Source organism: Agrobacterium cavarae (assembly GCF_004310285.1).
Classification (GTDB): domain Bacteria; phylum Pseudomonadota; class Alphaproteobacteria; order Rhizobiales; family Rhizobiaceae; genus Agrobacterium; species Agrobacterium cavarae.
On the sequence record NZ_SISF01000014.1, the window covers coordinates 1 to 23,175 of the forward strand.

17 protein-coding genes, 1 tRNA gene and 1 pseudogene are annotated in these 23,175 nt (G+C 57.8%); 16 read left to right on the plus strand and 3 right to left on the minus strand.

Annotated elements, in window-relative coordinates:
• On the plus strand, window positions 1–126 hold a 126-nt coding region (locus tag EYC79_RS00655), incomplete at its 5' end, for an EF-Tu C-terminal domain-related protein (RefSeq protein ID WP_472240644.1).
• A gap of 336 nt (window positions 127–462) precedes the next feature.
• Here the strand turns inward: EYC79_RS00655 and EYC79_RS00660 are convergent.
• Window positions 463–2,478: a methyl-accepting chemotaxis protein gene (locus tag EYC79_RS00660; RefSeq protein ID WP_165456930.1), complete on the minus strand. Its 2,016-nt coding sequence runs from the start codon at window positions 2,476–2,478 to the stop codon at window positions 463–465.
• 460 nt (window positions 2,479–2,938) lie between these two features.
• On the opposite strand from EYC79_RS00660, the gene EYC79_RS00665 reads away from it, so the two are divergent.
• From EYC79_RS00665 to EYC79_RS00710, 10 genes are all read left to right on the plus strand, one after another.
• Window positions 2,939–3,014, plus strand: a tRNA-Trp gene (locus EYC79_RS00665).
• Between the two features lie 187 nt (window positions 3,015–3,201).
• The gene (gene secE / locus EYC79_RS00670) at window positions 3,202–3,402 is read left to right on the plus strand and encodes a preprotein translocase subunit SecE (RefSeq protein ID WP_003523719.1); all 201 of its coding nucleotides are present in this window, start codon (window positions 3,202–3,204) and stop codon (window positions 3,400–3,402) included.
• 21 nt (window positions 3,403–3,423) lie between these two features.
• On the plus strand, window positions 3,424–3,954 hold the full coding sequence (gene nusG, locus EYC79_RS00675; RefSeq protein ID WP_062425174.1) for a transcription termination/antitermination protein NusG: 531 nt from the start codon (window positions 3,424–3,426) through the stop codon (window positions 3,952–3,954).
• A gap of 217 nt (window positions 3,955–4,171) precedes the next feature.
• The gene (gene rplK, locus EYC79_RS00680) at window positions 4,172–4,603 is read left to right on the plus strand and encodes a 50S ribosomal protein L11 (RefSeq protein ID WP_006316435.1); all 432 of its coding nucleotides are present in this window, start codon (window positions 4,172–4,174) and stop codon (window positions 4,601–4,603) included.
• A 2-nt stretch (window positions 4,604–4,605) separates the two neighbouring features.
• Window positions 4,606–5,301, plus strand: a complete 696-nt coding sequence (gene rplA / locus EYC79_RS00685) for a 50S ribosomal protein L1 (RefSeq protein ID WP_062425173.1) — start codon at window positions 4,606–4,608, stop codon at window positions 5,299–5,301.
• A 359-nt stretch (window positions 5,302–5,660) separates the two neighbouring features.
• Window positions 5,661–6,179 (plus strand): 50S ribosomal protein L10, encoded by a 519-nt coding sequence (gene rplJ / locus EYC79_RS00690; RefSeq protein ID WP_062425172.1) that lies wholly within the window; start codon window positions 5,661–5,663, stop codon window positions 6,177–6,179.
• Window positions 6,180–6,237: 58 nt separating this feature from the next.
• Window positions 6,238–6,615 (plus strand): 50S ribosomal protein L7/L12, encoded by a 378-nt coding sequence (gene rplL, locus EYC79_RS00695; RefSeq protein WP_062425171.1) that lies wholly within the window; start codon window positions 6,238–6,240, stop codon window positions 6,613–6,615.
• A 259-nt stretch (window positions 6,616–6,874) separates the two neighbouring features.
• The gene (gene rpoB, locus EYC79_RS00700; RefSeq protein WP_062439234.1) at window positions 6,875–11,014 is read left to right on the plus strand and encodes a DNA-directed RNA polymerase subunit beta; all 4,140 of its coding nucleotides are present in this window, start codon (window positions 6,875–6,877) and stop codon (window positions 11,012–11,014) included.
• Between the two features lie 183 nt (window positions 11,015–11,197).
• Entirely contained in the window at window positions 11,198–15,406 is a 4,209-nt protein-coding gene (rpoC, locus tag EYC79_RS00705; protein ID WP_062439232.1) for a DNA-directed RNA polymerase subunit beta', read from the plus strand.
• Window positions 15,407–15,666: 260 nt separating this feature from the next.
• Window positions 15,667–17,250, plus strand: coding sequence for an ABC-F family ATP-binding cassette domain-containing protein (locus EYC79_RS00710; RefSeq protein WP_130976877.1), 1,584 nt, complete (start codon window positions 15,667–15,669; stop codon window positions 17,248–17,250).
• Between the two features lie 114 nt (window positions 17,251–17,364).
• Here the strand turns inward: EYC79_RS00710 and EYC79_RS00715 are convergent, their stop codons facing one another.
• A complete protein-coding gene (locus tag EYC79_RS00715) occupies window positions 17,365–18,243 on the minus strand; it encodes a LysR family transcriptional regulator (protein WP_130976878.1) in 879 nt (292 codons plus the stop codon).
• 98 nt (window positions 18,244–18,341) lie between these two features.
• Between EYC79_RS00715 and EYC79_RS00720 the strand changes: the two genes are divergently transcribed.
• Window positions 18,342–19,091, plus strand: a complete 750-nt coding sequence (locus EYC79_RS00720; RefSeq protein ID WP_130976879.1) for a sulfite exporter TauE/SafE family protein — start codon at window positions 18,342–18,344, stop codon at window positions 19,089–19,091.
• A 47-nt stretch (window positions 19,092–19,138) separates the two neighbouring features.
• Here the strand turns inward: EYC79_RS00720 and EYC79_RS00725 are convergent, their stop codons facing one another.
• Window positions 19,139–19,432 (minus strand): hypothetical protein, encoded by a 294-nt coding sequence (locus EYC79_RS00725; RefSeq protein WP_062425175.1) that lies wholly within the window; start codon window positions 19,430–19,432, stop codon window positions 19,139–19,141.
• A gap of 558 nt (window positions 19,433–19,990) precedes the next feature.
• Between EYC79_RS00725 and rpsL the strand changes: the two genes are divergently transcribed.
• The 4 genes and pseudogenes from rpsL to EYC79_RS23590 all read left to right on the plus strand — a co-directional run.
• Window positions 19,991–20,362, plus strand: a complete 372-nt coding sequence (gene rpsL / locus EYC79_RS00730) for a 30S ribosomal protein S12 (RefSeq protein ID WP_003507760.1) — start codon at window positions 19,991–19,993, stop codon at window positions 20,360–20,362.
• A 76-nt stretch (window positions 20,363–20,438) separates the two neighbouring features.
• On the plus strand, window positions 20,439–20,909 hold the full coding sequence (gene rpsG / locus EYC79_RS00735; protein WP_062425165.1) for a 30S ribosomal protein S7: 471 nt from the start codon (window positions 20,439–20,441) through the stop codon (window positions 20,907–20,909).
• A 33-nt stretch (window positions 20,910–20,942) separates the two neighbouring features.
• Window positions 20,943–23,042 (plus strand): elongation factor G, encoded by a 2,100-nt coding sequence (gene fusA, locus EYC79_RS00740; protein WP_062425164.1) that lies wholly within the window; start codon window positions 20,943–20,945, stop codon window positions 23,040–23,042.
• 65 nt (window positions 23,043–23,107) lie between these two features.
• Window positions 23,108–23,175, plus strand: a pseudogene (locus EYC79_RS23590) (GTP-binding protein); the annotation flags it as partial.

Sequence of the window (23,175 nt, forward strand, 5' to 3'; positions counted from 1 at the left end):
GGCGACAACGTCACGGTTGAAGTCGAGCTGATCGTTCCGATCGCGATGGAAGAAAAGCTGCGCTTCGCGATCCGCGAAGGCGGCCGTACCGTCGGCGCCGGCATCGTCGCTTCGATCATCGAGTAATCGACGACTGACGATGCCGTAAGCTTGCCGACGGCACTTAAGATTGCAGATGGCGCGCAAGCGCGATCTGCAGGCGGCGCCGGCATCGTTGCATCGATCATTGAGTAATTTTTTCCCGCAAGGGATTTGACAAAGCCCCGCTGGCGACAGCGGGGCTTTTGCTTTTTGGGGTACACGGGATCTTCTTATGTTCAAACGACAGATGACCAGATGCCGTATTCAGATCGTCGAAACAAAAACATCCGGTGAGCGATCCCACCGGATGTGCTTTCAACGATCCATTCTGTCAGCACCGCCAGTCCGCTTTGTAGCGGACCGGCGTTGCTTCTATCGTTTTCAGAATTCTTCCCACTGACCTGGAGCAGCAGCAACGGCTGTTCTTCCGCCAAACGCTTTGGTCAACCTGCCGCTCAGTGCGCGGGCGGGAGAAAGGACCGGCGTTGCATCGAGAGATGCGGCGCGAAGGGCAGGGGCCGTATCGTCCAGCTTGAAGCGGGTGATGAGGCGGGCGAGGTTGGATGCCTCATCGGCCAGACGATTGGAGGAGGCCGTCGACTCCTCCACCATGGCGGCATTCTGCTGCGTCATCTGGTCCATATGGTTGACGGCGGTGTTGACCTCCGACAGTCCAGTGGACTGTTCCCGAGCTGCGGTGGCGATCGAGTGGACGTGCTCGTTGATCTTGACCACATGGTTCTGGATCTGGCCGAGGGCTTCGCCCGTCGCCGTGACCAGCTTGACGCCAGACTGCACCTCATCGCCGGAGCGGGAGATCAGCGTCTTTATTTCCTTCGCAGCGTTGGCGGAGCGTTGCGCCAGCTCGCGAACCTCCTGGGCAACGACGGCAAAGCCCTTGCCGGCGTCCCCAGCGCGCGCCGCTTCGACGCCCGCGTTGAGCGCGAGCAGATTTGTCTGGAAGGCAATCTCATCGATAACGTTGATGATCTGGCCAATCTCTCCAGACGCCTGTTCGATGCGGCCCATGGCAGAGACCGCATTCTGCACCACAGCGCTGGACTGTTCGGTCGAACGGCGTGCCTCATCGACCATATGGCTGGCCTCGGTGGCCCGCTCGGTGGAGTTCTTCACCGCCGCGGTTATTTCTTCGAGCGCTGCGGAGGTCTCTTCGAGAGAGGCAGCCTGCTGCTCGGTGCGCTTGGACAGCTCGCCGGACGCTGTGCGCATCTCGCCTGCGCCACCATTGATGGTTTCGATTGCGACGCGAACCTGACCGAGCAGGTGACGAAGGTTTGCCATGGTGTGGTTGACGTTGTCTCGCAGTTCGGCAAAAGCACCCTGGAAGTCACCATGCATGCCAGCCGTCAGATCGCCGTCCGAAAGGGCGGAAATGACGCGGCGGGTTTCTGCAACACCGCGATCGACGGAGGCGACCAACTCGTTGACCTGAGCTGCGAACCGGTCGAGATCGACATTGTTGTAGTTCTTGGTAATGCGCTTGGTGAAGTCGCCGGCCACGGCTGCCGAGACCACCTCACCGATATTGGATTGCAGATCTGCGCTCTTTGCCTGCAGCGCTGCCTCCTGGGCGTTCATCTCACGCACCTTGATGGCGTTCTGCTTGAAGACTTCGACAGCACGCGCCATCTCGCCAAGTTCGTTCTTCAGTTCGGTGAAGGGCACATCCACGTCGAGATCGCCTTCGGCGAGCTTACGCATAACAGCGGTGGAACTGCCAACCGGTTCGGCAATGCCCCGATAGAGAGCGAAGCCACCAAACAGAGCAAAACCCGTAAGGCCGATCAGACCAGCAAAGTTCACCCAGTCCGAATTCGTAACCGCCGCATGGCCTTCCGCGCTACGCGCCACCATGAGGGTGCCTTCTGTTTCCTGGATCTCCGCAATGGTGTTGCGGATTCTATCCATGTAGGATTTGCCCGCACCTTGAGCCTCGAGCGCTCTTGCCTCCTCTGCGGTGGCCGCATTGGGCATGAGCGCAATCTCTTTTTCTGCAATGTTTGTACGCCAAGCCTTGGCCTGTTCGTCAAGCGCAGCAAGTCTCTGCTGCTGGGCGGGGTTGTCCGCAGTCAATTCCTTTACCTTGGTTAGTCCAGCTTCGTAGTCCTTGATCCCGCCACGATAGGGATCGAGGAACTCGTCCTTGCCGGCGATGAGATAGCCGCGCAATCCCGTTTCCTGGTTGACGATAGCAACGAGAATGCTGTTCGTCGCCCGGTAGACTTCATTGGTGTGCTGGATCCAGCCATTCGTCTTGTCGATGAAATGAATGCTGCGATAATTAAGAAAGCTGACCGTTGCCGCGACAACGATGAGGATCGCGAAAGTGATCGTGATCTTGAGAGAGGTCTTCATATGTTGCAGTTGATTTATCATGTCTCTTAGCCGCAGATGAACGAGGAGCACTAATGCGACCGACCAGCATGACTGGACACCCGCACCGCCGGAAAGCGCGCGGGAAGCCATCATATCTTCCTGCAGCAGAACAAAATCTGGAGCGCCGCTACAACTCATTCGAGCGGCGTTTGTCTCGCGGCCTAAAGACAGACGTAACAAGACGATGCCATAACGAGGCAATACTCGGTTTGGTTCACGCTGATATTCAAAAAATTCTATTTAAGCGCGTTTATATTTTGTAAATACTCTGTTAATATTTTAGTAAGTTAAATTATACGCATGCGACAGCGTATTTTCACACCTCTTCTTCCTGAGCCTGCCTGCGGATGGTGGGATCGAGGAAAAAAGCAAAAATACCCTTGCCAATCTTGGCGCATCGCCTTAAAGGAGGCGCACACCGCACGGGCGAGGCGTAAAGCTGAGTCTGGGCTGGTCTTAAAGGGGTATAGCTCAGTTGGTAGAGCGGCGGTCTCCAAAACCGCAGGTCGGGGGTTCGAGCCCCTCTGCCCCTGCCACTTCCTCACTCGCAAGCGCGCAACTTCGCTGCATGGCGGATGGGGTGCCGGTTATCCGGCGAATTCGCCGAATGTCGATTTCCTCTTGTTAAAATGGGAATCGGCGTTTATGTAGGGTCAAAACAGACACGCGGTGCGTGGGGCTGATTAGTATCGGCTTTACGCGCCGTAATTGCGTGGGCAGTCAATGGCATCCAAAACCAATCCGTTTACGTTTCTGCAGCAGGTGCGCGCCGAAGCGTCGAAGATCACATGGCCATCGCGCCGCGAGACCATGATTTCCACGGCAATGGTGCTGGTTATGGTCATTTTTGCGGCTCTGTTCTTCTTTGCGGCAGATCAGCTCATCGGCTGGTTGCTCAGCCTCGTGCTGAACGTCGGCCGCTAACGAATCGAACGGAGAACTATAATGGCAGCGCGTTGGTATATCGTTCAGGCCTACTCGAATTTCGAGAAGAAGGTTGCTGAATCGATCGAAGAAAAGGTTCGCCAGAAGGGTCTGGACCATTTGTTCGAGAGAATCCTCGTTCCGACTGAAAAGGTCGTCGAGGTGCGTCGCGGTCGCAAGGTCGATAGCGAACGTAAGTTCTTTCCAGGTTACGTGCTTGTGCGCGCCAACCTGACGGATGAGGCCTATCACCTCATCAAGAATACGCCGAAAGTCACCGGCTTCCTCGGTTCCGACAACAAGCCGGTTCCGATCCCCGACTCCGAGGCCGACCGTATTCTCGGTCAGGTTCAGGAGGGCGTCGAGCGTCCGAAGTCTTCGGTATCGTTCGAAATCGGCGAGCAGGTTCGCGTCTCCGACGGTCCGTTTGCATCGTTCAACGGTGTTGTTCAGGACGTCGATGAAGAGCGCTCGCGCCTTAAGGTCGAAGTCTCGATCTTCGGTCGCGCTACTCCGGTGGAGCTGGAGTACAATCAGGTCGAAAAGGTCTGATCAGGTTTCGAGGGGCTTTCGTGCCCTTCACCAGATACATCAGGAATGTCGAGCAAGTTGTTGCTTTAAAAGCCTGATGGAATGCGACCATGGTCGCAGAACGCGTGGAAGATCGTCTGGCTCTTAGCCGGGGCAGGGATCGAACCACGCAACCGCAGCCGCCGGATTTTCCGGCATATGGGCCGGGCAACCGGTTCGATTTGAAAGGCAGAGAGAAATGGCTAAGAAAGTTGCAGGCCAGCTCAAGTTGCAGGTAAAGGCAGGATCGGCCAACCCGTCCCCGCCAATCGGACCTGCGCTTGGTCAGCGTGGCATTAACATCATGGAATTCTGCAAGGCGTTCAATGCCGCCACGCAGGAAATGGAAAAGGGTATGCCGATCCCGGTCGTCATCACCTATTACCAGGACAAGTCCTTCACCTTCGCAATGAAGCAGCCGCCGATGACCTATTGGCTGAAGAAGGAAGCTAAGATCACCTCCGGTTCCAAGACGCCTGGCAAGGGCGCCAAGGTCGGCTCCATCACCAAGGCTCAGGTCAAGACGATCGCAGAAGCCAAGATGAAGGATCTGAACGCAGCCGATATCGAAGGCGCAATGGCAATGGTTGAGGGCTCCGCCCGCGCCATGGGCCTGGAAGTGGTAGGTTGATCATGGCTAAGCTTGCAAAGCGCGTACAGAAGATCCGTGAAGGTGTTGACCCGAACAAGCTCTACGGCCTGACCGATGCCATTTCGATGGTTAAGGAACGGGCTGTCGCCAAGTTCGACGAAACCATCGAAGTTGCAATGAACCTCGGCGTTGACCCGCGTCACGCCGACCAGATGGTTCGTGGCGTTGTCAACCTGCCGAACGGCACAGGCCGCGACGTTCGCGTTGCTGTCTTCGCTCGTGGCGCCAAGGCTGACGAAGCCAAGGCAGCTGGTGCAGACATCGTTGGTGCCGAAGACCTGCTGGAAACGGTCCAGGGCGGCAAGATCGATTTCGACCGCGTTATCGCGACCCCTGACATGATGCCGCTTGTCGGTCGTCTCGGCAAGGTTCTCGGCCCGCGCGGCATGATGCCGAACCCGAAGGTCGGTACGGTTACGATGGATGTCGCTGGTGCCGTTAAGGCTTCCAAGGGCGGCGCTGTCGAGTTCCGCGTCGAAAAGGCCGGTATCGTTCACGCTGGCGTTGGCAAGGCTTCGTTCGATGCCAAGGCGCTGGAAGAAAACATCAAGGCTTTTGCTGACGCCGTCATCAAGGCCAAGCCTACGGGTGCAAAGGGCAACTACGTCAAGCGCGTAGCCATCTCCTCCACCATGGGCCCAGGCTTCAAGATCGACCCTTCGTCGGTTACGGCCTAATCCATTCGCCGCGCGTCACATGAGGCGCGGCAACACAGATTTCCGGCTCGCAAGGGCCGGAAATTTCCGGGGCAACCCGGAATTCCTGTCCGAGATTGCAGGTGGTTGGTATCTTTCGGGATATTGGCCTTAATCAATCAACCTGCATGAGACGGGTAAGAGCCCGGATTTTCGCATCGAGACGATGCTAAATAATCCGGTTCGAACCTGATGTGCCTGTGCCTGAAGCCGTTTGCGGCGACAGAGCGGGGGACAGGATCCTCAAGCGTCGCTTGGGATTTCGGCAACGAAATTCCTTGAGGCAAAGGCAAACCCGATGGGTGCACATTCGATGTGTAGTCATCTACTGGAGACAGACAGTGGAAAGAGCGGAAAAACGCGAATTCGTCACGGAGCTGAACGAAGTCTTCAAGGCTTCCGGTTCAGTTGTCGTGGCCCACTATGCTGGTGTCACAGTTGCGCAGATGAACGATTTTCGTTCGAAAATGCGTGCTGCTGGCGGCACCGTCAAGGTCGCGAAGAACCGCCTGGCCAAGATCGCTCTTCAGGGTACGGAGTCGGAAGGGATGTCAGATCTCTTCAAGGGACAGACGCTGATTGCATACAGCACTGACCCTATGATTGCTCCGAAAGTCGTCATGGACTTCGCCAAGACCAACGACAAGGTCGTTGTACTGGGCGGCGCCATGGGCGCAACCACGCTGACAGCAGATGCAGTCAAGTCGCTTGCGACCCTGCCTTCGCTGGACGAGCTGCGTGCAAAGCTGCTGGGCCTTCTCAATGCCCCGGCAACGCGCATCGCAACGGTTGTGGCAGCACCGGCAAGCCAGCTTGCTCGTGTGTTCTCGGCTTACTCCAAGAAGGACGAAGCCGCTTAAGGCGGTTTTTCGCTGTAAATATTCAAACCGGTTCGAACCGAATTAAAGGAACTGAAAAATGGCTGATCTCGCAAAGATCGTAGAAGACCTCTCCTCGCTGACCGTTCTGGAAGCTGCTGAGCTTTCCAAGCTGCTCGAAGAGAAGTGGGGCGTTTCGGCTGCTGCTCCTGTAGCAGTTGCTGCTGCTGGCGGCGGTGCTGCTGCTGCTGCTCCTGAAGAAGAAAAGACCGAGTTCGACGTTATCCTGGTTGACGCTGGCGCCAACAAGATCAACGTCATCAAGGAAGTCCGCGCTATCACCGGCCTCGGCCTGAAGGAAGCTAAGGACCTCGTTGAAGGCGCTCCGAAGCCTGTCAAGGAAGCTGTTTCCAAGGCTGAAGCTGCTGACCTTAAGAAGAAGCTCGAAGACGCCGGCGCTAAGGTCGACGTTAAGTAATCTCGCGATTGCTGGCGGGAGAAGGAAAATCCTTCTCCCGTTGTCGCTCTGTTTGAAACCGATTACCCAAGAACCGCCTGAAAACGGTTCTTGGGTAATGGGTTCTTCAAGAGAATGGTTCCGAACCGGCTCATCAGGCAATCCGGCCTGATCGATCCGGGAGGTGGAACGAGATTGATTTTACCCATTATTCGACGGGGTCGACTGGCCATCGGTTCCCGTCCGTTGCAGGCCCGGATGCAATTTTAAAGGAGCGACGATGGCTCAGACCCTTTCGTTTAACGGTCGTAGGCGCGTACGCAAGTTTTTCGGCAGAATTCCAGAAGTAGCGGAAATGCCGAACCTCATCGAGGTTCAGAAGGCTTCGTATGACCAATTCCTCATGGTTGACGAGCCCAAGGGCGGACGTCCCGACGAGGGATTGAATGCCGTATTCAAATCCGTATTCCCGATCACCGACTTCTCCGGCGCGTCCATGCTGGAATTCGTATCTTACGAATTCGAGGCACCGAAGTTCGACGTCGAGGAATGCCGTCAGCGCGATCTGACCTACGCAGCGCCGCTCAAGGTGACGCTGCGCCTCATCGTGTTCGATATCGACGAGGATACAGGCGCGAAGTCCATCAAGGACATCAAGGAACAGTCCGTCTACATGGGCGACATGCCGCTCATGACCAATAACGGCACGTTCATCGTCAACGGTACCGAGCGCGTCATCGTGTCTCAGATGCACCGTTCGCCGGGCGTCTTCTTCGACCACGACAAGGGCAAGAGCCACTCTTCCGGCAAGCTGCTCTTCGCTGCGCGCGTCATCCCTTATCGCGGTTCCTGGCTCGATATCGAATTCGACGCCAAGGATGTCGTGTTCGCTCGTATCGACCGTCGCCGCAAGCTTCCCGTCACGTCGCTGCTCATGGCGCTTGGCATGGATGGCGAAGAAATCCTGTCGACGTTCTACACCAAGGCGACTTACACCCGCGAAGCTGACGGCTGGCGCATTCCTTTCCAGCCGGAGACGCTGAAGAACGCCAAGGTCATCACCGACATGATCGACGCCGATACCGGCGAAGTCGTTGTCGAAGGTGGCAAGAAGCTGACCCCGCGCCTGCTGCGTCAGCTGACGGACAAGGGCCTGAAGGCTCTCAAGGCCAGCGACGAAGACCTGTACGGCAACTTCCTTGCCGAAGACATCGTCAACTACGAGACGGGTGAAATCTATCTCGAAGCCGGCGACGAAATCGACGACAAGTCGCTGACCGTCATTCTCGGCCATGGCTTCGACGAGATCTCTGTCCTCAACATCGACCACGTCAATGTTGGCGCCTATATCCGCAACACGCTCGCTGCAGACAAGAACGAGAACCGTCAGGACGCTCTGTTCGATATCTACCGCGTGATGCGTCCAGGTGAACCGCCGACCATGGATTCTGCGGAAGCCATGTTCAACTCGCTGTTCTTCGACTCCGAGCGTTACGACCTTTCGGCCGTCGGTCGCGTCAAGATGAACATGCGTCTCGACCTCGATGTGGAAGACACCGTGCGCACGCTGCGCAAGGACGACATCCTGGCCGTGGTCAAGATGCTGGTCGAGCTGCGTGACGGCAAGGGCGAAATCGACGACATCGACAACCTCGGCAACCGCCGTGTTCGTTCCGTCGGTGAGTTGATGGAGAACCAGTATCGTCTGGGTCTTCTGCGCATGGAACGCGCGATCAAGGAACGTATGTCCTCGATCGAAATCGACACCGTGATGCCGCAGGATCTGATCAATGCGAAGCCGGCAGCTGCTGCCGTTCGTGAATTCTTCGGTTCCTCGCAGCTGTCGCAGTTCATGGACCAGGTGAACCCGCTTTCGGAAATCACCCACAAGCGCCGTCTTTCGGCTCTTGGACCGGGCGGTCTGACCCGCGAGCGCGCAGGCTTCGAAGTCCGCGACGTTCACCCGACCCACTACGGCCGTATTTGCCCGATCGAAACGCCGGAAGGCCCGAACATCGGTCTGATCAACAGCCTGGCGACATTCGCCCGCGTCAACAAGTACGGCTTCATCGAAAGCCCGTACCGAAAGATCGTGGACGGCAAGGTCACCACCGACGTGATCTACCTCTCCGCTATGGAAGAGGCTAAGTATTACGTTGCACAGGCCAATGCCGAGCTCGACGCTGAAGGCGCATTCACGGAAGAATTCGTGGTTTGCCGTCATGCAGGCGAAGTTATGCTGGCTCCGCGTGACAACATCAACCTGATGGACGTTTCGCCGAAGCAGCTGGTTTCGGTCGCCGCGGCTCTCATTCCGTTCCTGGAAAACGACGACGCCAACCGCGCTCTCATGGGCTCGAACATGCAGCGTCAGGCCGTTCCGCTGCTGCGCGCCGAAGCACCCTTCGTCGGTACCGGCATGGAGCCGATCGTTGCCCGTGACTCCGGCGCTGCTATTGCAGCCCGTCGTGGCGGCGTGGTCGACCAGGTGGATGCGACCCGTATCGTTATCCGTGCAACGGAAGATCTCGATGCTGGCAAGTCCGGCGTTGATATCTACCGCCTGCAGAAGTTCCAGCGTTCCAACCAGAACACCTGCGTCAACCAGCGTCCGCTGGTTTCCGTCGGCGACGTTCTGAACAAGGGCGACATCATCGCGGACGGTCCTTCGACCGATCTCGGTGACCTGGCACTTGGCCGCAACGCGCTCGTCGCGTTCATGCCATGGAACGGCTACAACTACGAAGACTCGATCCTGATGTCCGAGCGCATCGTCTCCGACGACGTGTTCACCTCCATCCACATCGAAGAATTCGAAGTGATGGCCCGCGACACCAAGCTTGGTCCGGAAGAAATCACGCGTGATATTCCGAACGTTTCGGAAGAAGCGCTGAAGAACCTCGACGAAGCTGGTATCGTCTACATCGGTGCGGAAGTTCAGCCTGGCGATATCCTCGTCGGCAAGATCACGCCGAAGGGTGAAAGCCCGATGACGCCGGAAGAAAAGCTTCTGCGCGCCATCTTCGGTGAAAAGGCTTCCGACGTTCGCGACACCTCCATGCGCATGCCTCCAGGCACGTTCGGTACGGTCGTCGAAGTTCGCGTGTTCAACCGTCACGGCGTCGAAAAGGACGAGCGTGCAATGGCTATCGAGCGCGAAGAAATCGAGCGCCTGGCCAAGGACCGTGACGACGAACAGGCAATCCTGGACCGCAACGTCTATGGCCGTCTGGTCGATATGCTGCGCGGTCAGGTTTCGATTGCCGGTCCGAAGGGCTTCAAGAAGGGTGTTGAGCTTTCCAACGCCGTCGTCTCCGAATATCCCCGCTCGCAGTGGTGGATGTTCGCGGTTGAGGACGAGAAGGTTCAGTCCGAGATCGAAGCTCTGCGTGGTCAGTACGACGAGTCCAAGTCGCGCCTTGAACAGCGCTTCATGGACAAGGTCGAGAAGGTCCAGCGCGGCGACGAAATGCCTCCGGGCGTCATGAAGATGGTCAAGGTCTTTGTTGCTGTGAAGCGCAAGATCCAGCCGGGTGACAAGATGGCCGGCCGTCACGGTAACAAGGGCGTCGTCTCGCGTATCGTGCCTGTCGAAGACATGCCGTTCCTGGAAGACGGTACGCATGTCGACATCTGCTTGAACCCGCTGGGCGTGCCTTCGCGCATGAACGTCGGTCAGATCCTCGAAACGCACCTCGCATGGGCTTGCGCCGGTATGGGCAAGAAGATCGGCGATCTGCTTGACGAGTATCGCAAGACGATGGACATCACCGACCTGAAGAAGGAACTGACGGAAGTCTACGCCTCCGAAGCGAAGGATGAAGTATCTTCCTTTGACGACGATGCGCTGCTGCGCCTGGCAGAACAGTCCCGCAAGGGCGTCTCCATCGCAACGCCGGTCTTCGACGGAGCGCATGAGCCTGACGTTGCTTCCATGTTGAAGCGCGCCGGTCTGAATGAGTCCGGTCAGTCGGTTCTCTATGACGGACGTACGGGTGAGGCTTTCGACCGCAAGGTGACTGTCGGCTACATGTACATGATCAAGCTGAACCACCTTGTCGACGACAAGATCCACGCTCGCTCGATCGGTCCTTACTCGCTCGTTACCCAGCAGCCACTGGGCGGCAAGGCGCAGTTCGGCGGTCAGCGCTTCGGGGAAATGGAAGTCTGGGCTCTGGAAGCTTACGGCGCCGCCTACACGCTGCAGGAAATGCTCACCGTCAAGTCGGACGACGTGGCGGGCCGCACCAAGGTTTACGAAGCGATCGTCCGTGGCGACGACACCTTCGAAGCCGGTATTCCGGAGAGCTTCAACGTTCTCGTCAAGGAAATGCGGTCTCTGGGTCTCTCCGTCGAGCTGGAAAACTCCAAGCTCGAAGAGCAGCAGGCTGCCGATCAGCTGCCTGACGCGGCGGAATAAGATCAGAAAAGGCAGGCGCTTCGAAATGAGCGCCTGCCAGCTTCGCTCACGGATGCGTGTTCGTGGGCGGACACTTTCGCCGCATTTTGCGGATAGATCCATGTTTGAAGCACTGGCCGGTCAGCCCGGGAAAGATCGCGCCAGATGCAAGCAAGGGGCTCCATCCCCTTAAGGAGACAAGGCATGAACCAAGAGGTCATGAATCTTTTCAACCCGCAGGTGCCCGCGCAGCATTTCGATTCCATCCGGATTTCGATCGCTTCGCCGGAGAAAATCCTGTCGTGGTCTTACGGCGAGATCAAGAAGCCGGAAACCATCAATTACCGTACGTTCAAGCCTGAGCGTGATGGCCTGTTCTGCGCGCGCATTTTCGGACCGATCAAGGACTATGAGTGCCTGTGCGGTAAGTACAAGCGCATGAAGTACAAGGGCATCATCTGCGAAAAGTGCGGCGTTGAAGTGACGCTGTCGCGCGTTCGCCGTGAGCGCATGGGCCATATCGAGCTTGCTGCTCCCGTTGCCCATATCTGGTTCCTGAAGTCGCTGCCTTCGCGTATCTCGACCTTGCTCGACATGACGCTGAAGGATGTAGAGCGCGTTCTCTACTTCGAAAACTACATCGTGACCGAGCCTGGCCTGACTTCGATGAAGCAGAACCAGCTTCTGTCCGAAGAAGAGTACATGATTGCCGTCGATGAATTCGGTGAAGACCAGTTCACCGCGATGATCGGTGCTGAAGCGATCTATGAAATGCTCGCTTCGATGAACCTCGAAAAAATCGCTGGCGATCTGCGTTCCGATCTTGCTGAGACCACCTCGGATCTCAAGCAGAAGAAGCTGATGAAGCGCCTGAAGATCGTCGAGAACTTCATGGAATCCGGCAACCGTCCGGAATGGATGATCATGAAGGTCGTTCCGGTGATCCCGCCGGACCTGCGTCCGCTGGTTCCGCTGGATGGCGGTCGCTTCGCGACGTCTGACCTGAACGATCTCTATCGTCGCGTCATCAACCGTAACAACCGTCTGAAGCGCCTTATCGAGCTTCGCGCACCGGGCATCATCATCCGCAACGAAAAGCGTATGTTGCAGGAATCCGTTGACGCACTATTCGACAACGGCCGTCGCGGCCGCGTCATCACGGGTGCCAACAAGCGTCCGCTGAAGTCGCTGTCCGACATGCTCAAGGGCAAGCAGGGCCGCTTCCGCCAGAACCTTCTCGGCAAGCGCGTCGACTATTCCGGTCGTTCGGTCATCGTGACCGGTCCGGAACTGAAGCTGCATCAGTGCGGTCTGCCGAAGAAGATGGCGCTCGAGCTGTTCAAGCCGTTCATCTATGCCCGCCTTGACGCCAAGGGTTATTCCTCCACCGTCAAGCAGGCCAAGAAGCTGGTTGAAAAGGAAAAGCCGGAAGTCTGGGATATCCTCGACGAGGTCATCCGCGAGCATCCGGTTCTTCTGAACCGCGCACCGACGCTGCACCGTCTGGGCATCCAGGCTTTCGAACCCACGCTGGTCGAAGGCAAGGCTATCCAGCTACATCCGCTCGTCTGCACGGCGTTCAACGCCGACTTCGACGGAGACCAGATGGCCGTGCACGTTCCGCTGTCGCTTGAAGCGCAGCTGGAAGCACGCGTGCTGATGATGTCGACCAACAACATTCTGCACCCGGCAAACGGCGCACCGATCATCGTTCCTTCGCAGGATATGGTTCTCGGCCTTTACTACCTCTCGATCATGAACGAGCGCGAGCCCGGCGAAGGCATGGCCTTCTCCGACATGGGCGAACTGCATCATGCTCTGGAAAACAAGGTCGTGACGCTGCACGCGAAAATCCGTGGCCGCTTCAAGACGATGGATGCTGACGGCAAGTTGGTGTCCAAGATCTACGAAACGACGCCTGGACGCATGATCATCGGCGAACTTCTGCCGAAGAACGTGAACGTGCCTTTCGAGACCTGCAACCAGGAAATGACCAAGAAGAACATCTCCAAGATGATCGACACGGTCTACCGTCATTGCGGCCAGAAGGACACGGTCATTTTCTGTGACCGCATCATGCAGCTCGGCTTCACCCATGCTTGCCGCGCCGGCATTTCGTTCGGCAAGGACGACATGATCATTCCGGACACCAAGGCCAAGATCGTTGGCGACACCGAATCCCTGGTGAAGGAATACGAACAGCAGTACAATGACGGCCTCATCACCCAGGGCGAAAAGTACAACAAGGTTGTCGACGCCTGGGGCAAGGCGACCGAAAAGGTCGCCGAAGAAATGATGGCGCGCATTAAGGCTGTTGAGTTCGACGAGGAAACCGGTCGTCAAAAGCCGATGAACTCCATCTATATGATGAGCCACTCGGGTGCCCGCGGTTCACCGAACCAGATGCGTCAGCTTGGCGGTATGCGCGGCCTTATGGCAAAGCCATCGGGCGAGATCATCGAAACGCCGATCATCTCGAACTTCAAAGAAGGCCTGACCGTTAACGAGTACTTCAACTCGACCCACGGTGCCCGTAAGGGTCTTGCAGACACCGCCTTGAAGACGGCGAACTCCGGTTACCTGACACGTCGTCTCGTCGACGTTGCGCAGGACTGCATCGTCAACTCTCGTGATTGCGGCACCGACAAGGGCCTCACCATGACTGCCATCGTCGATGCCGGTCAGGTCGTTGCATCGCTCGGCGCCCGTATTCTCGGTCGTACATCGCTCGACGACATCGACAACCCGGTTACTGGCGAGAACATCGTCAAGGCCGGCACGCTGATCGATGAAGCCGACGTTGCCGTGATCGAAAAGGCTGGCATCCAGTCCGTTCGCATCCGTTCGGCTCTGACCTGCGAAATCCAGGTTGGCGTCTGCGGCGTCTGCTACGGTCGTGACCTTGCACGCGGTACGCCTGTCAACATGGGCGAAGCCGTGGGCGTTATCGCCGCTCAGTCGATCGGTGAGCCAGGCACGCAGTTGACCATGCGTACGTTCCACCTTGGTGGTACGGCCAACGTGGTTGACCAGTCGTTCCTGGAAGCGTCTTACGAAGGCACGATCCAGATCAAGAATCGCAACATCCTCCGCTCGTCGGAAGGTGTCCTCATCGCCATGGGCCGCAACATGTCGGTTACCATTCTCGATGAGCGTGGCGTCGAGCGTTCTTCGCAGCGCGTCGCCTACGGTTCGAAGCTGTTCGTGGATGATGGCGACAAGGTCAAGCGCGGTCAGCGTCTGGCAGAGTGGGACCCTTACACCCGTCCAATGATGACGGAAGTGGAAGGTACTGTTCACTTCGAAGATCTGGTCGATGGTCTCTCCGTTCTCGAAGCGACCGACGAATCCACCGGTATCACCAAGCGTCAGGTTATCGACTGGCGTTCGACACCACGTGGTTCGGATCTGAAGCCTTCGATCGTGATCAAGGATGCGTCTGGCGCAGTTGCCAAGCTGTCTCGTGGTGGCGAAGCCCGCTTCCAGCTCTCGGTGGATGCCATTCTGTCGGTCGAGCCTGGTCAGAAGGTCTTCCAGGGTGACGTGCTTGCACGTTCGCCGCTGGAAAGCGCCAAGACCAAGGACATCACCGGTGGTCTGCCGCGCGTTGCCGAACTCTTTGAAGCGCGTCGTCCGAAGGATCACGCTATCATCGCTGAAATCGATGGTACGATCCGTCTCGGCCGCGACTACAAGAACAAGCGCCGTGTTCAGATCGAGCCTGCGGAAGACGGCGTCGAGCCAGTCGAATACCTGATTCCGAAGGGCAAGCCCTTCCATCTTCAGGAAGGCGACTACATCGAGAAGGGCGAGTACATTCTCGACGGCAACCCGGCACCGCACGACATTCTGGCGATCAAGGGCGTGGAAGCACTCGCTTCCTACCTCGTGAACGAAATCCAGGAAGTCTATCGTCTGCAGGGCGTTGTCATCAACGACAAGCACATCGAAGTTATCGTTCGTCAGATGCTGCAGAAGGTTGAGATCACGGATGCCGGCGACAGCCAGTACATCGTGGGCGACAACGTCGACCGCATCGAGATGGAAGACAACAACGATCGTCTGATCGAAGAAGGCAAGAAGCCTGCCTATGGCGAACCGGTTCTTCTCGGTATCACCAAGGCATCGCTGCAGACGCCGTCCTTCATCTCGGCTGCTTCGTTCCAGGAAACCACCAAGGTTCTCACGGAAGCTGCAATTGCCGGCAAGACGGACACGCTGCAGGGCCTCAAGGAAAACGTCATCGTCGGCCGCCTCATCCCGGCTGGTACCGGCGGCACCATGACGCAGATCCGCCGCATTGCGACGACCCGCGACGACCTCATCATCGAGGAGCGCAAGAAGAGCACTGGCTCTGCTTCCGCAAACCAGATGCTGCAGGACATGACGGACAAGGCACCGGCTGCCGAGTAAGGCAGTCAGCGCAGGCACCTCGTGAGAGGGTCTTGCTCGTGGAGATACAAACGCCCGGAGCAATCCGGGCGTTTTTTGTTTTTGCACGGTGGCCGGAGATCGCCGGATTCCTCCTTGGAGGGCGGCGCAAATTGATGTGACTTGAACGATCGGGTTAACGGCCCTATCTTGAGGGCACTTCAATAGAGGAGACAGGTCGACGATGGATTTGACGCTCGCAACCACTTTCCCTTTGGTTCTGCAGCGAGATGTTTTGTCCCATGGCTTCGTTGATTTCTCTTTCCGGTCTGTCCTGCATCAAGTCTGACGGCAAACCGCTTTTCACCAACATCGACTTCAGTTTTACCTGTGAGCGCATCGGGCTCGTCGGGCGCAACGGCGTGGGCAAAACGACACTTTTGCACGTGATCGCCGGCGATATGATGCCCTATGCCGGTCGCGTCTCTGTGTCTGGCGCGGTTGCGCTGATGCGCCAGGACGGGATGACCCGGCCCGATGCGACGCTTGCGGATCTCTTCGGTCTGCGGGAGACGCTGGCGCTGCTTGACCGTGCGGCCGCAGGGCAGGCAAGTGTCGACGAACTGGCCGAAGCGGACTGGACGGCTGGCGCCAGGATGGAAGCGGCGCTCGAGCATTACGGTCTCTGTGCGGCTCCAGACACGCCGCTTGCCACGCTTTCGGGCGGGCAGCGCGTGCGGGCGGCACTCGCGGCCATCGTCGTAGCCGAGCCGGATTTCCTTCTGCTCGACGAGCCGACCAATAATCTCGACCGGGCGGGGCGGGACATGGTGATCGATCTTGTGAGTCACTGGCGGCGCGGCGCCATCGTCGTCAGCCATGATCGTGAATTGCTGGAAGAGATGGATGCGATCGCCGAACTGACAACCCTTGGCATGTCCCGTTATGGCGGGAATTACAGCGCGTATCGCGCGCTCAAGCAGTTGGAACTGGATGCGGCGACACATGACCTCTCGCATGCGGAAAGGGCAGGTCGTGAGGCGGCGCAACGCGCGCAGCAAGCGGCCGAGCGGAAGGCACGCAAGGACAGTGCCGGGGCAAAGAGCCGGAGCAGAGGCGATCAGCCGAAGATATTGATGGATGCAGCGAAGGGGCGGGCGGAAGCGTCTGGTGGAGCAGGCGCGCGCTTGCGCGACGCCCGACGTGAGGCGGCGGAGGCAGCGCTATTGTCCGCACGGTCCCGAATAGAAGTGCTTCAGCCGATCCGGATGGACATCGCCTCAACCGGCCTGGTCGCGGGCAGGATTGTCTTGCGGCTCGACGGTGTCACAGGCGGATACGATCGATCGGAGCCCGTCATCCGCGGCCTCTCTATGGCCATCACCGGGCCGGAACGCGTCGTGCTTGCCGGACCGAACGGAAGCGGGAAGACCACACTGCTGAAGATGATCTGTGGCGAGATGGCACCTTTCGAGGGCGTGGTGGACATGCGGGTCCCGTTTGCCGTTTTGGACCAGCATGTCCAGTGTGTTCGTGACGACTTGACCTTGCTCGAGAATTTCCGCCGGACGCATGCATCCGCGCTCGATGAAGAGGCTTATGCGGCGCTTGCCCGGTTCAAATTTCGTGCGGACGATGCGTTACGCAAGGCCGCCAATTTGAGTGGCGGCGAACGCTTGCGGGCGGGGCTCGCCTGCACGCTTGGCGCTGTGACACCGCCACAACTGCTGATCCTCGACGAGCCAACCAATCATCTCGATCTGGATGGGATCGCAGCGCTTGAGGCGGCGCTGGCAGCCTATGACGGAGCCGTCCTGGCTATCAGTCATGACGAGCCGTTCGTGAAGGCGCTTTCGCCAGATAGGATCATCCAGTTGGATCGATAGAGCGCCGTGCGTCCTCTCGGATGCACAAGGATGTTCCATCTCCTAGACTCTACGCATCGTGCTTTGAGAAAATCGGCACTGATTTTCAAACCAATGCTGTCGCGTCTTTGCGTTTCATGCTGACAGATGCTCGAACAGGTCTCGGACCAGCGGCGTCTGCTCTGCGTCCTTGGCGATACAGACCACGAGATTGCGTCGCGCCCATGCGTCCGCTAACGGCGTGACGGACAAGGGATAACTGCGTTTGCAACGGTGAGCGATGGTGGATGGGACGATGGCGATGCCGAGGCCGGCGCTTGCGGCATGGCAGATGCTTTCAAAGGTGCGCAGGCTGATACGGTAGCGCAAACGCGCGCCGATCTTTTCCGCCTGGGACTCGATATGGGTCTGCAAGGCTCCGTCCTTCAGCCCGATGAAATAGTCGTCGGTCAGGCTCTCGAAGCGCACCTGCTTTTGGTTCGCCAGCCTGTGAGACTTGGCGCTGACAATGGCGAGTTGACTGGTAGCGAAGGGTTTGAAAACAAGCGCCTCGTGTGCTGCCACATCGGATAAGATACCGATATCGGAAAAGCCTGCCGTGACACTGCGGGCAATCTCATGGCTTTGACGTTCGCGAAGATCGATATCGACCTGCGGATGGTCCGCTAGCCATGGCGTCAGGCGCAGCGGCAGGCTGTCCACTATGGCCGCCGTATTGACGGCCATGCGGATCGTTGCCCGCAGGCCCTTGGCGAACTGCCCGAGATCGGCGCGCATCAGCGAGACGTGGCCGATGATCTGGCGGGCGTGATGGGAGAGCGTCTCGCCCGCCTCCGTCAGGCGGATGCCGCGCCGACCTCTTTCCAGCAGCGAAACGCCGCCTGCAAGCTCCATCTCGCGCAGCCGGTCGCTTGCTGCAGCGAGAGAGAGTCCGATCTCCTGCGCGCCGAGGGTGATGCTGCCAGCGTCGGCAACGGCAAGGAACAGGCGAAGATCGGTGAGGTCAAAGCGCATAAAGAGAAGCTTACGGATAAATTAGCCTTCGGTCTAGCCGAAGGCTGGTTAAGGCAATGCCGCATTGTGGAACCGGGAGCCTGCGCTATGACGGAGCAATGAGTGACTACTCTCTTTCGATATTGTTTGTCATTGCGGCCACCTTCTTCTCTGCTGGTCTCGTCAAGGGCGTGACGGGGATGGGCCTCCCGACTGTTGCGATGGGAATCCTTGGCGGACTGCTGTCACCCCTGGTCGCCGCATCGATGCTGATCGTTCCATCCTTGCTCACCAACGTCTGGCAGTTGATGGCCGGCATGAATGTGATGCCGATCTTGCGCCGTCTGTGGACGATGATGGTAGGGGTTCTGGTCGGGACGGTTGCCACGGCCTCGATGTTGACGGGTGAGGGCGCTGGATGGAGCACGCTTGCGCTCGGTGTGACGCTGACCTTCTATGGGATTTACACACTGCTGGCGACGCCCTATCGCGTGCAGTCTGCGCATGAGCCGTGGCTTTCGCCTCTGGTGGGCATCATGACGGGGCTGATTACCGGCGCGACGGGCGTGTTCGTCATCCCTGCCGTTCCGTATCTGCAATCGCTTGGCTTCGAGAAGGACGATCTGGTTCAGGCTCTCGGCCTGTCTTTCAGCGTCTCTACGATCGCACTGACGATCGGGCTCGTCTCGCACGGCGCATTTCAAGTGGGAGAGGCGGGCCTATCGGCTCTGGCCGTCTTGCCGGCGCTGCTCGGCATGGTGGCTGGACAACGGCTCAGAAAGGCGTTCAACCCGGCGACCTTCAAGCGCTGCTTTTTGGTGATGCTGGTCTTGCTCGGTCTGGAGATGATGCTGCGAAGCGTCATTTGAATGCAGGCAGAGAGAAAAGGGGCGCAGTGTTGCGCGCCCCGCTCAATTCAAGCAAAGCGGATAATAGAGACTTCGCCTTCCAGCGCGCCCTGATAGGCAGATGCATGCGGTTCTTCGTCCGGCACTTCGGTGATCATGCCGATCTGGTCGAGGTCGGCTTCGAGGAAGCCTTCTTCCGACAGCGCATTCAAGGCTTCGCGCACGGCGGTATCGTCGTCCGGCGCCTGGAGGATGACGTGGATGTCGATGCCGTCTTCGCCTTCGCGTTCATAGGCCTTGCCGATGATGACGAAGACCATAGCCTCGTCGCGTCCATTGTCGTTGTCGGGTTCGGTGATCATGACGCGATTCCTTTTGTCTTTGGTGGAGGAGGTGCCAGAGGCCAATCCATCTAACCTCCACGCCTGCCACATGTTGCAACCAGCAGGGCCCTGATCTTGGGACAGGCGGTGCTTCAGGGAATCAATAGACGGCTTTTGTGAAAAGCCAAAGGGCGGAAGGTGAAAAACAATGGTGAGGGCAGGGGCTTTGTGATAAAAGGCTTTCAATATCCCGTAATGCAAGGCGTTCACGCCTGCCGCGCGGGGACAAAATTCGGATTTACCCTTGACGACAGCGGGTTAAGACAGTAGTACGCCCGCCATCGGAGCCGATGTGAAGTCTGGCCATCTGGGACGACTCGTCCTGGAGATCACTTCAAACAGGGGTCCAAAACACGTACGAGACACGATTGTTGCACGCAAGACGTATGTCTTTACGTCCTCTGCTCTTGGTGGTCCATCCGTGGAAACCGGATCGGGCCACGTTTTGCGCATGAGGATATGCGTGCTTCGTTGCCGGAAACGGCGTAGCCGCCACCCGAAAGGGTGGCTAAAGTAGTTTTTGCAAGGGATGGTTATATGCCTACCGTAAACCAGCTGATCCGTAAGCCGCGTCAGGCACAGGTAAAGCGCAATAAGGTTCCTGCTCTGCAGGAAAACCCACAGAAGCGCGGCGTTTGCACCCGCGTTTACACGACGACCCCAAAGAAGCCCAACTCGGCTCTTCGTAAGGTTGCCAAGATCCGCCTCACCAACGGCTTCGAAGTCATCGGTTACATTCCTGGTGAAGGTCACAACCTTCAGGAGCACTCCGTTGTCATGATCCGTGGCGGCCGCGTCAAAGACTTGCCGGGCGTTCGTTACCACATCATCCGCGGTGTTCTCGATACCCAGGGCGTCAAGAACCGCAAGCAGCGCCGTTCGAAGTACGGTGCAAAGCGTCCGAAGTAATTCGGCAATAACAATTCGGCGCTGCGCGAGGTTCTCCGCGTGGTTTAGCGTCAATAACATATGAGAGACAAAAAGTATGTCCCGTCGCCATAGTGCAGAAAAGCGTGAGATCAATCCGGACCCGAAGTTCGGCGATCTGGTCGTCACTAAGTTCATGAATGCCATCATGCTTCACGGCAAGAAGTCTGTTGCCGAAAGCATCGTTTACGGCGCGTTCGACGCCGTGCAGGGCAAGACGAAGCAGGAGCCGCTCGGCGTGTTCCATTCCGCTCTCGACAACGTCGCCCCGCATGTTGAAGTTCGTTCTCGCCGCGTTGGTGGTGCGACATACCAGGTTCCGGTCGACGTTCGTCCGGAGCGCCGCCAGGCTCTCGCCATCCGCTGGCTGATCGCTGCTGCGCGCAAGCGCAACGAAACGACCATGGTCGATCGCCTCTCCGGCGAACTCATGGACGCTGCGAACAACCGCGGATCTGCTGTCAAGAAGCGTGAAGACACGCACAAGATGGCTGATGCTAACCGCGCATTCTCGCACTACCGCTGGTAATCTCAACGGTCGAAGATCGAAAGGCAGTCCATTATGGCTCGCGAATATAAAATCGAAGATTACCGTAACTTCGGTATCATGGCGCATATCGACGCCGGTAAGACGACCACCACCGAGCGTATCCTCTATTACACCGGTAAGTCGCACAAGATCGGTGAAGTTCACGATGGCGCAGCCACGATGGACTGGATGGAGCAGGAGCAGGAGCGTGGCATCACGATCACCTCTGCTGCGACCACGACCTTCTGGAAGGGTCGCGATGGCAAGATGCGTCGTTTCAACATCATCGACACCCCCGGCCACGTCGACTTCACCATCGAAGTCGAGCGTTCGCTGCGCGTTCTCGACGGCGCTATCGCGCTGCTCGATGCCAACGCCGGTGTTGAGCCGCAGACGGAAACCGTCTGGCGTCAGGCAGAGAAGTACAACGTTCCGCGTATGATCTTCTGCAACAAGATGGACAAGACGGGCGCTGACTTCTACCGCTCGGTAGAAATGATCAAGACCCGCCTCGGTGCCACTGCCGTCGTCATGCAGCTGCCAATCGGCGCTGAAACGGAATTCAAGGGCGTTATCGACCTGATCGAGATGAATGCTCTCATCTGGCGCGATGAATCGCTCGGCGCCCAGTGGGACGTCGTCGAAATTCCAGAAGACATGAAGGCCAAGGCTGAAGAATATCGCGAAAAGCTGATTGAGACTGTTGTCGAGATCGACGAAGAAGCGATGGAAGCCTACCTCGAAGGCAACTACCCGGACAACGAAAAGATCCGTTCGCTCGTTCGCCGCGGCACCATCGACGTGAAGTTCCACCCGATGTTCTGCGGTACCGCGTTCAAGAACAAGGGCGTACAGCCGCTTCTCGACGCTGTTGTCGACTATCTGCCTTCTCCGCTGGACATTCCCGCGATCAAGGGCATCGACTTCAAGACGGAAGCCGAAATCGAGCGTCACGCTGACGATTCCGAGCCGCTTTCCATGCTCGCGTTCAAGATCATGAACGACCCCTTCGTCGGTTCGCTCACCTTCGCACGTATCTACTCGGGCAAGCTCGAGAAGGGCACATCTGTTATCAACACGGTCAAGGACAAGCGCGAGCGCGTCGGCCGTATGCTTCAGATGCACTCCAACAGCCGTGAAGACATCGAAGAAGCCTTTGCAGGCGATATCGTTGCTCTGGCTGGCCTCAAGGAAACCACGACGGGCGACACGCTTTGCGATCCGTTGAAGCCGGTTATCCTCGAGCGCATGGAATTCCCTGAGCCGGTCATCCAGATCGCGATCGAACCGAAGACCAAGGGCGACCAGGAAAAGATGGGCCTCGCGCTCAACCGCCTGGCTGCTGAAGATCCTTCGTTCCGCGTCAAGACGGACGAAGAATCCGGTCAGACGATCATTGCTGGCATGGGCGAACTTCACCTCGACATTCTCGTCGACCGTATGCGTCGCGAGTTCAAGGTTGAAGCCACCGTCGGTGCTCCGCAGGTTGCTTACCGCGAAACGATCACGAAGCTGCACGAAGAAGATTACACCCACAAGAAGCAGTCCGGTGGTACCGGTCAGTTCGCTCGTGTCAAGATCATCTTCGAACCGAACCCAGACGGCGAAGACTTCAAGTTCGAGTCCAAGATCGTTGGTGGTGCTGTTCCGAAGGAATACATCCCAGGCGTTCAGAAGGGTATCGAAAGCGTTCTTTCTTCCGGTCCTCTGGCTGGCTTCCCGATGCTGGGTGTCAAGGCAACTCTCATCGATGGTGCATACCACGATGTTGACTCGTCTGTTCTGGCGTTCGAAATCGCATCGCGTGCCTGCTTCCGTGAAGCAGCAAAGAAGGCTGGCGCACAGCTTCTCGAGCCGATGATGAAGGTCGAAGTCGTGACCCCTGAAGATTACGTCGGTGACGTGATCGGCGATCTGAACTCGCGTCGCGGTCAGATCCAGGGTCAGGAATCGCGTGGCATCACCATCGTGATCAGCGCTCACGTTCCGCTGGCCAACATGTTCAAGTACGTCGACAACCTTCGTTCGATGTCTCAGGGCCGTGCACAGTACTCGATGACCTTCGATCACTATGCGCCGGTTCCGAGCAACGTTGCTGCCGACATCCAGGCAAAGTACTCCGGTCAGAAGTGATCGGGGTACGCCCCAAACGAGATTTAGAGTTTATTCCCGCTTAGGGACAAGATGGAGAGCCACTAATGGCAAAGAGCAAGTTTGAGCGGAATAAGCCGCACGTCAACATCGGCACGATCGGTCACGTTGACCA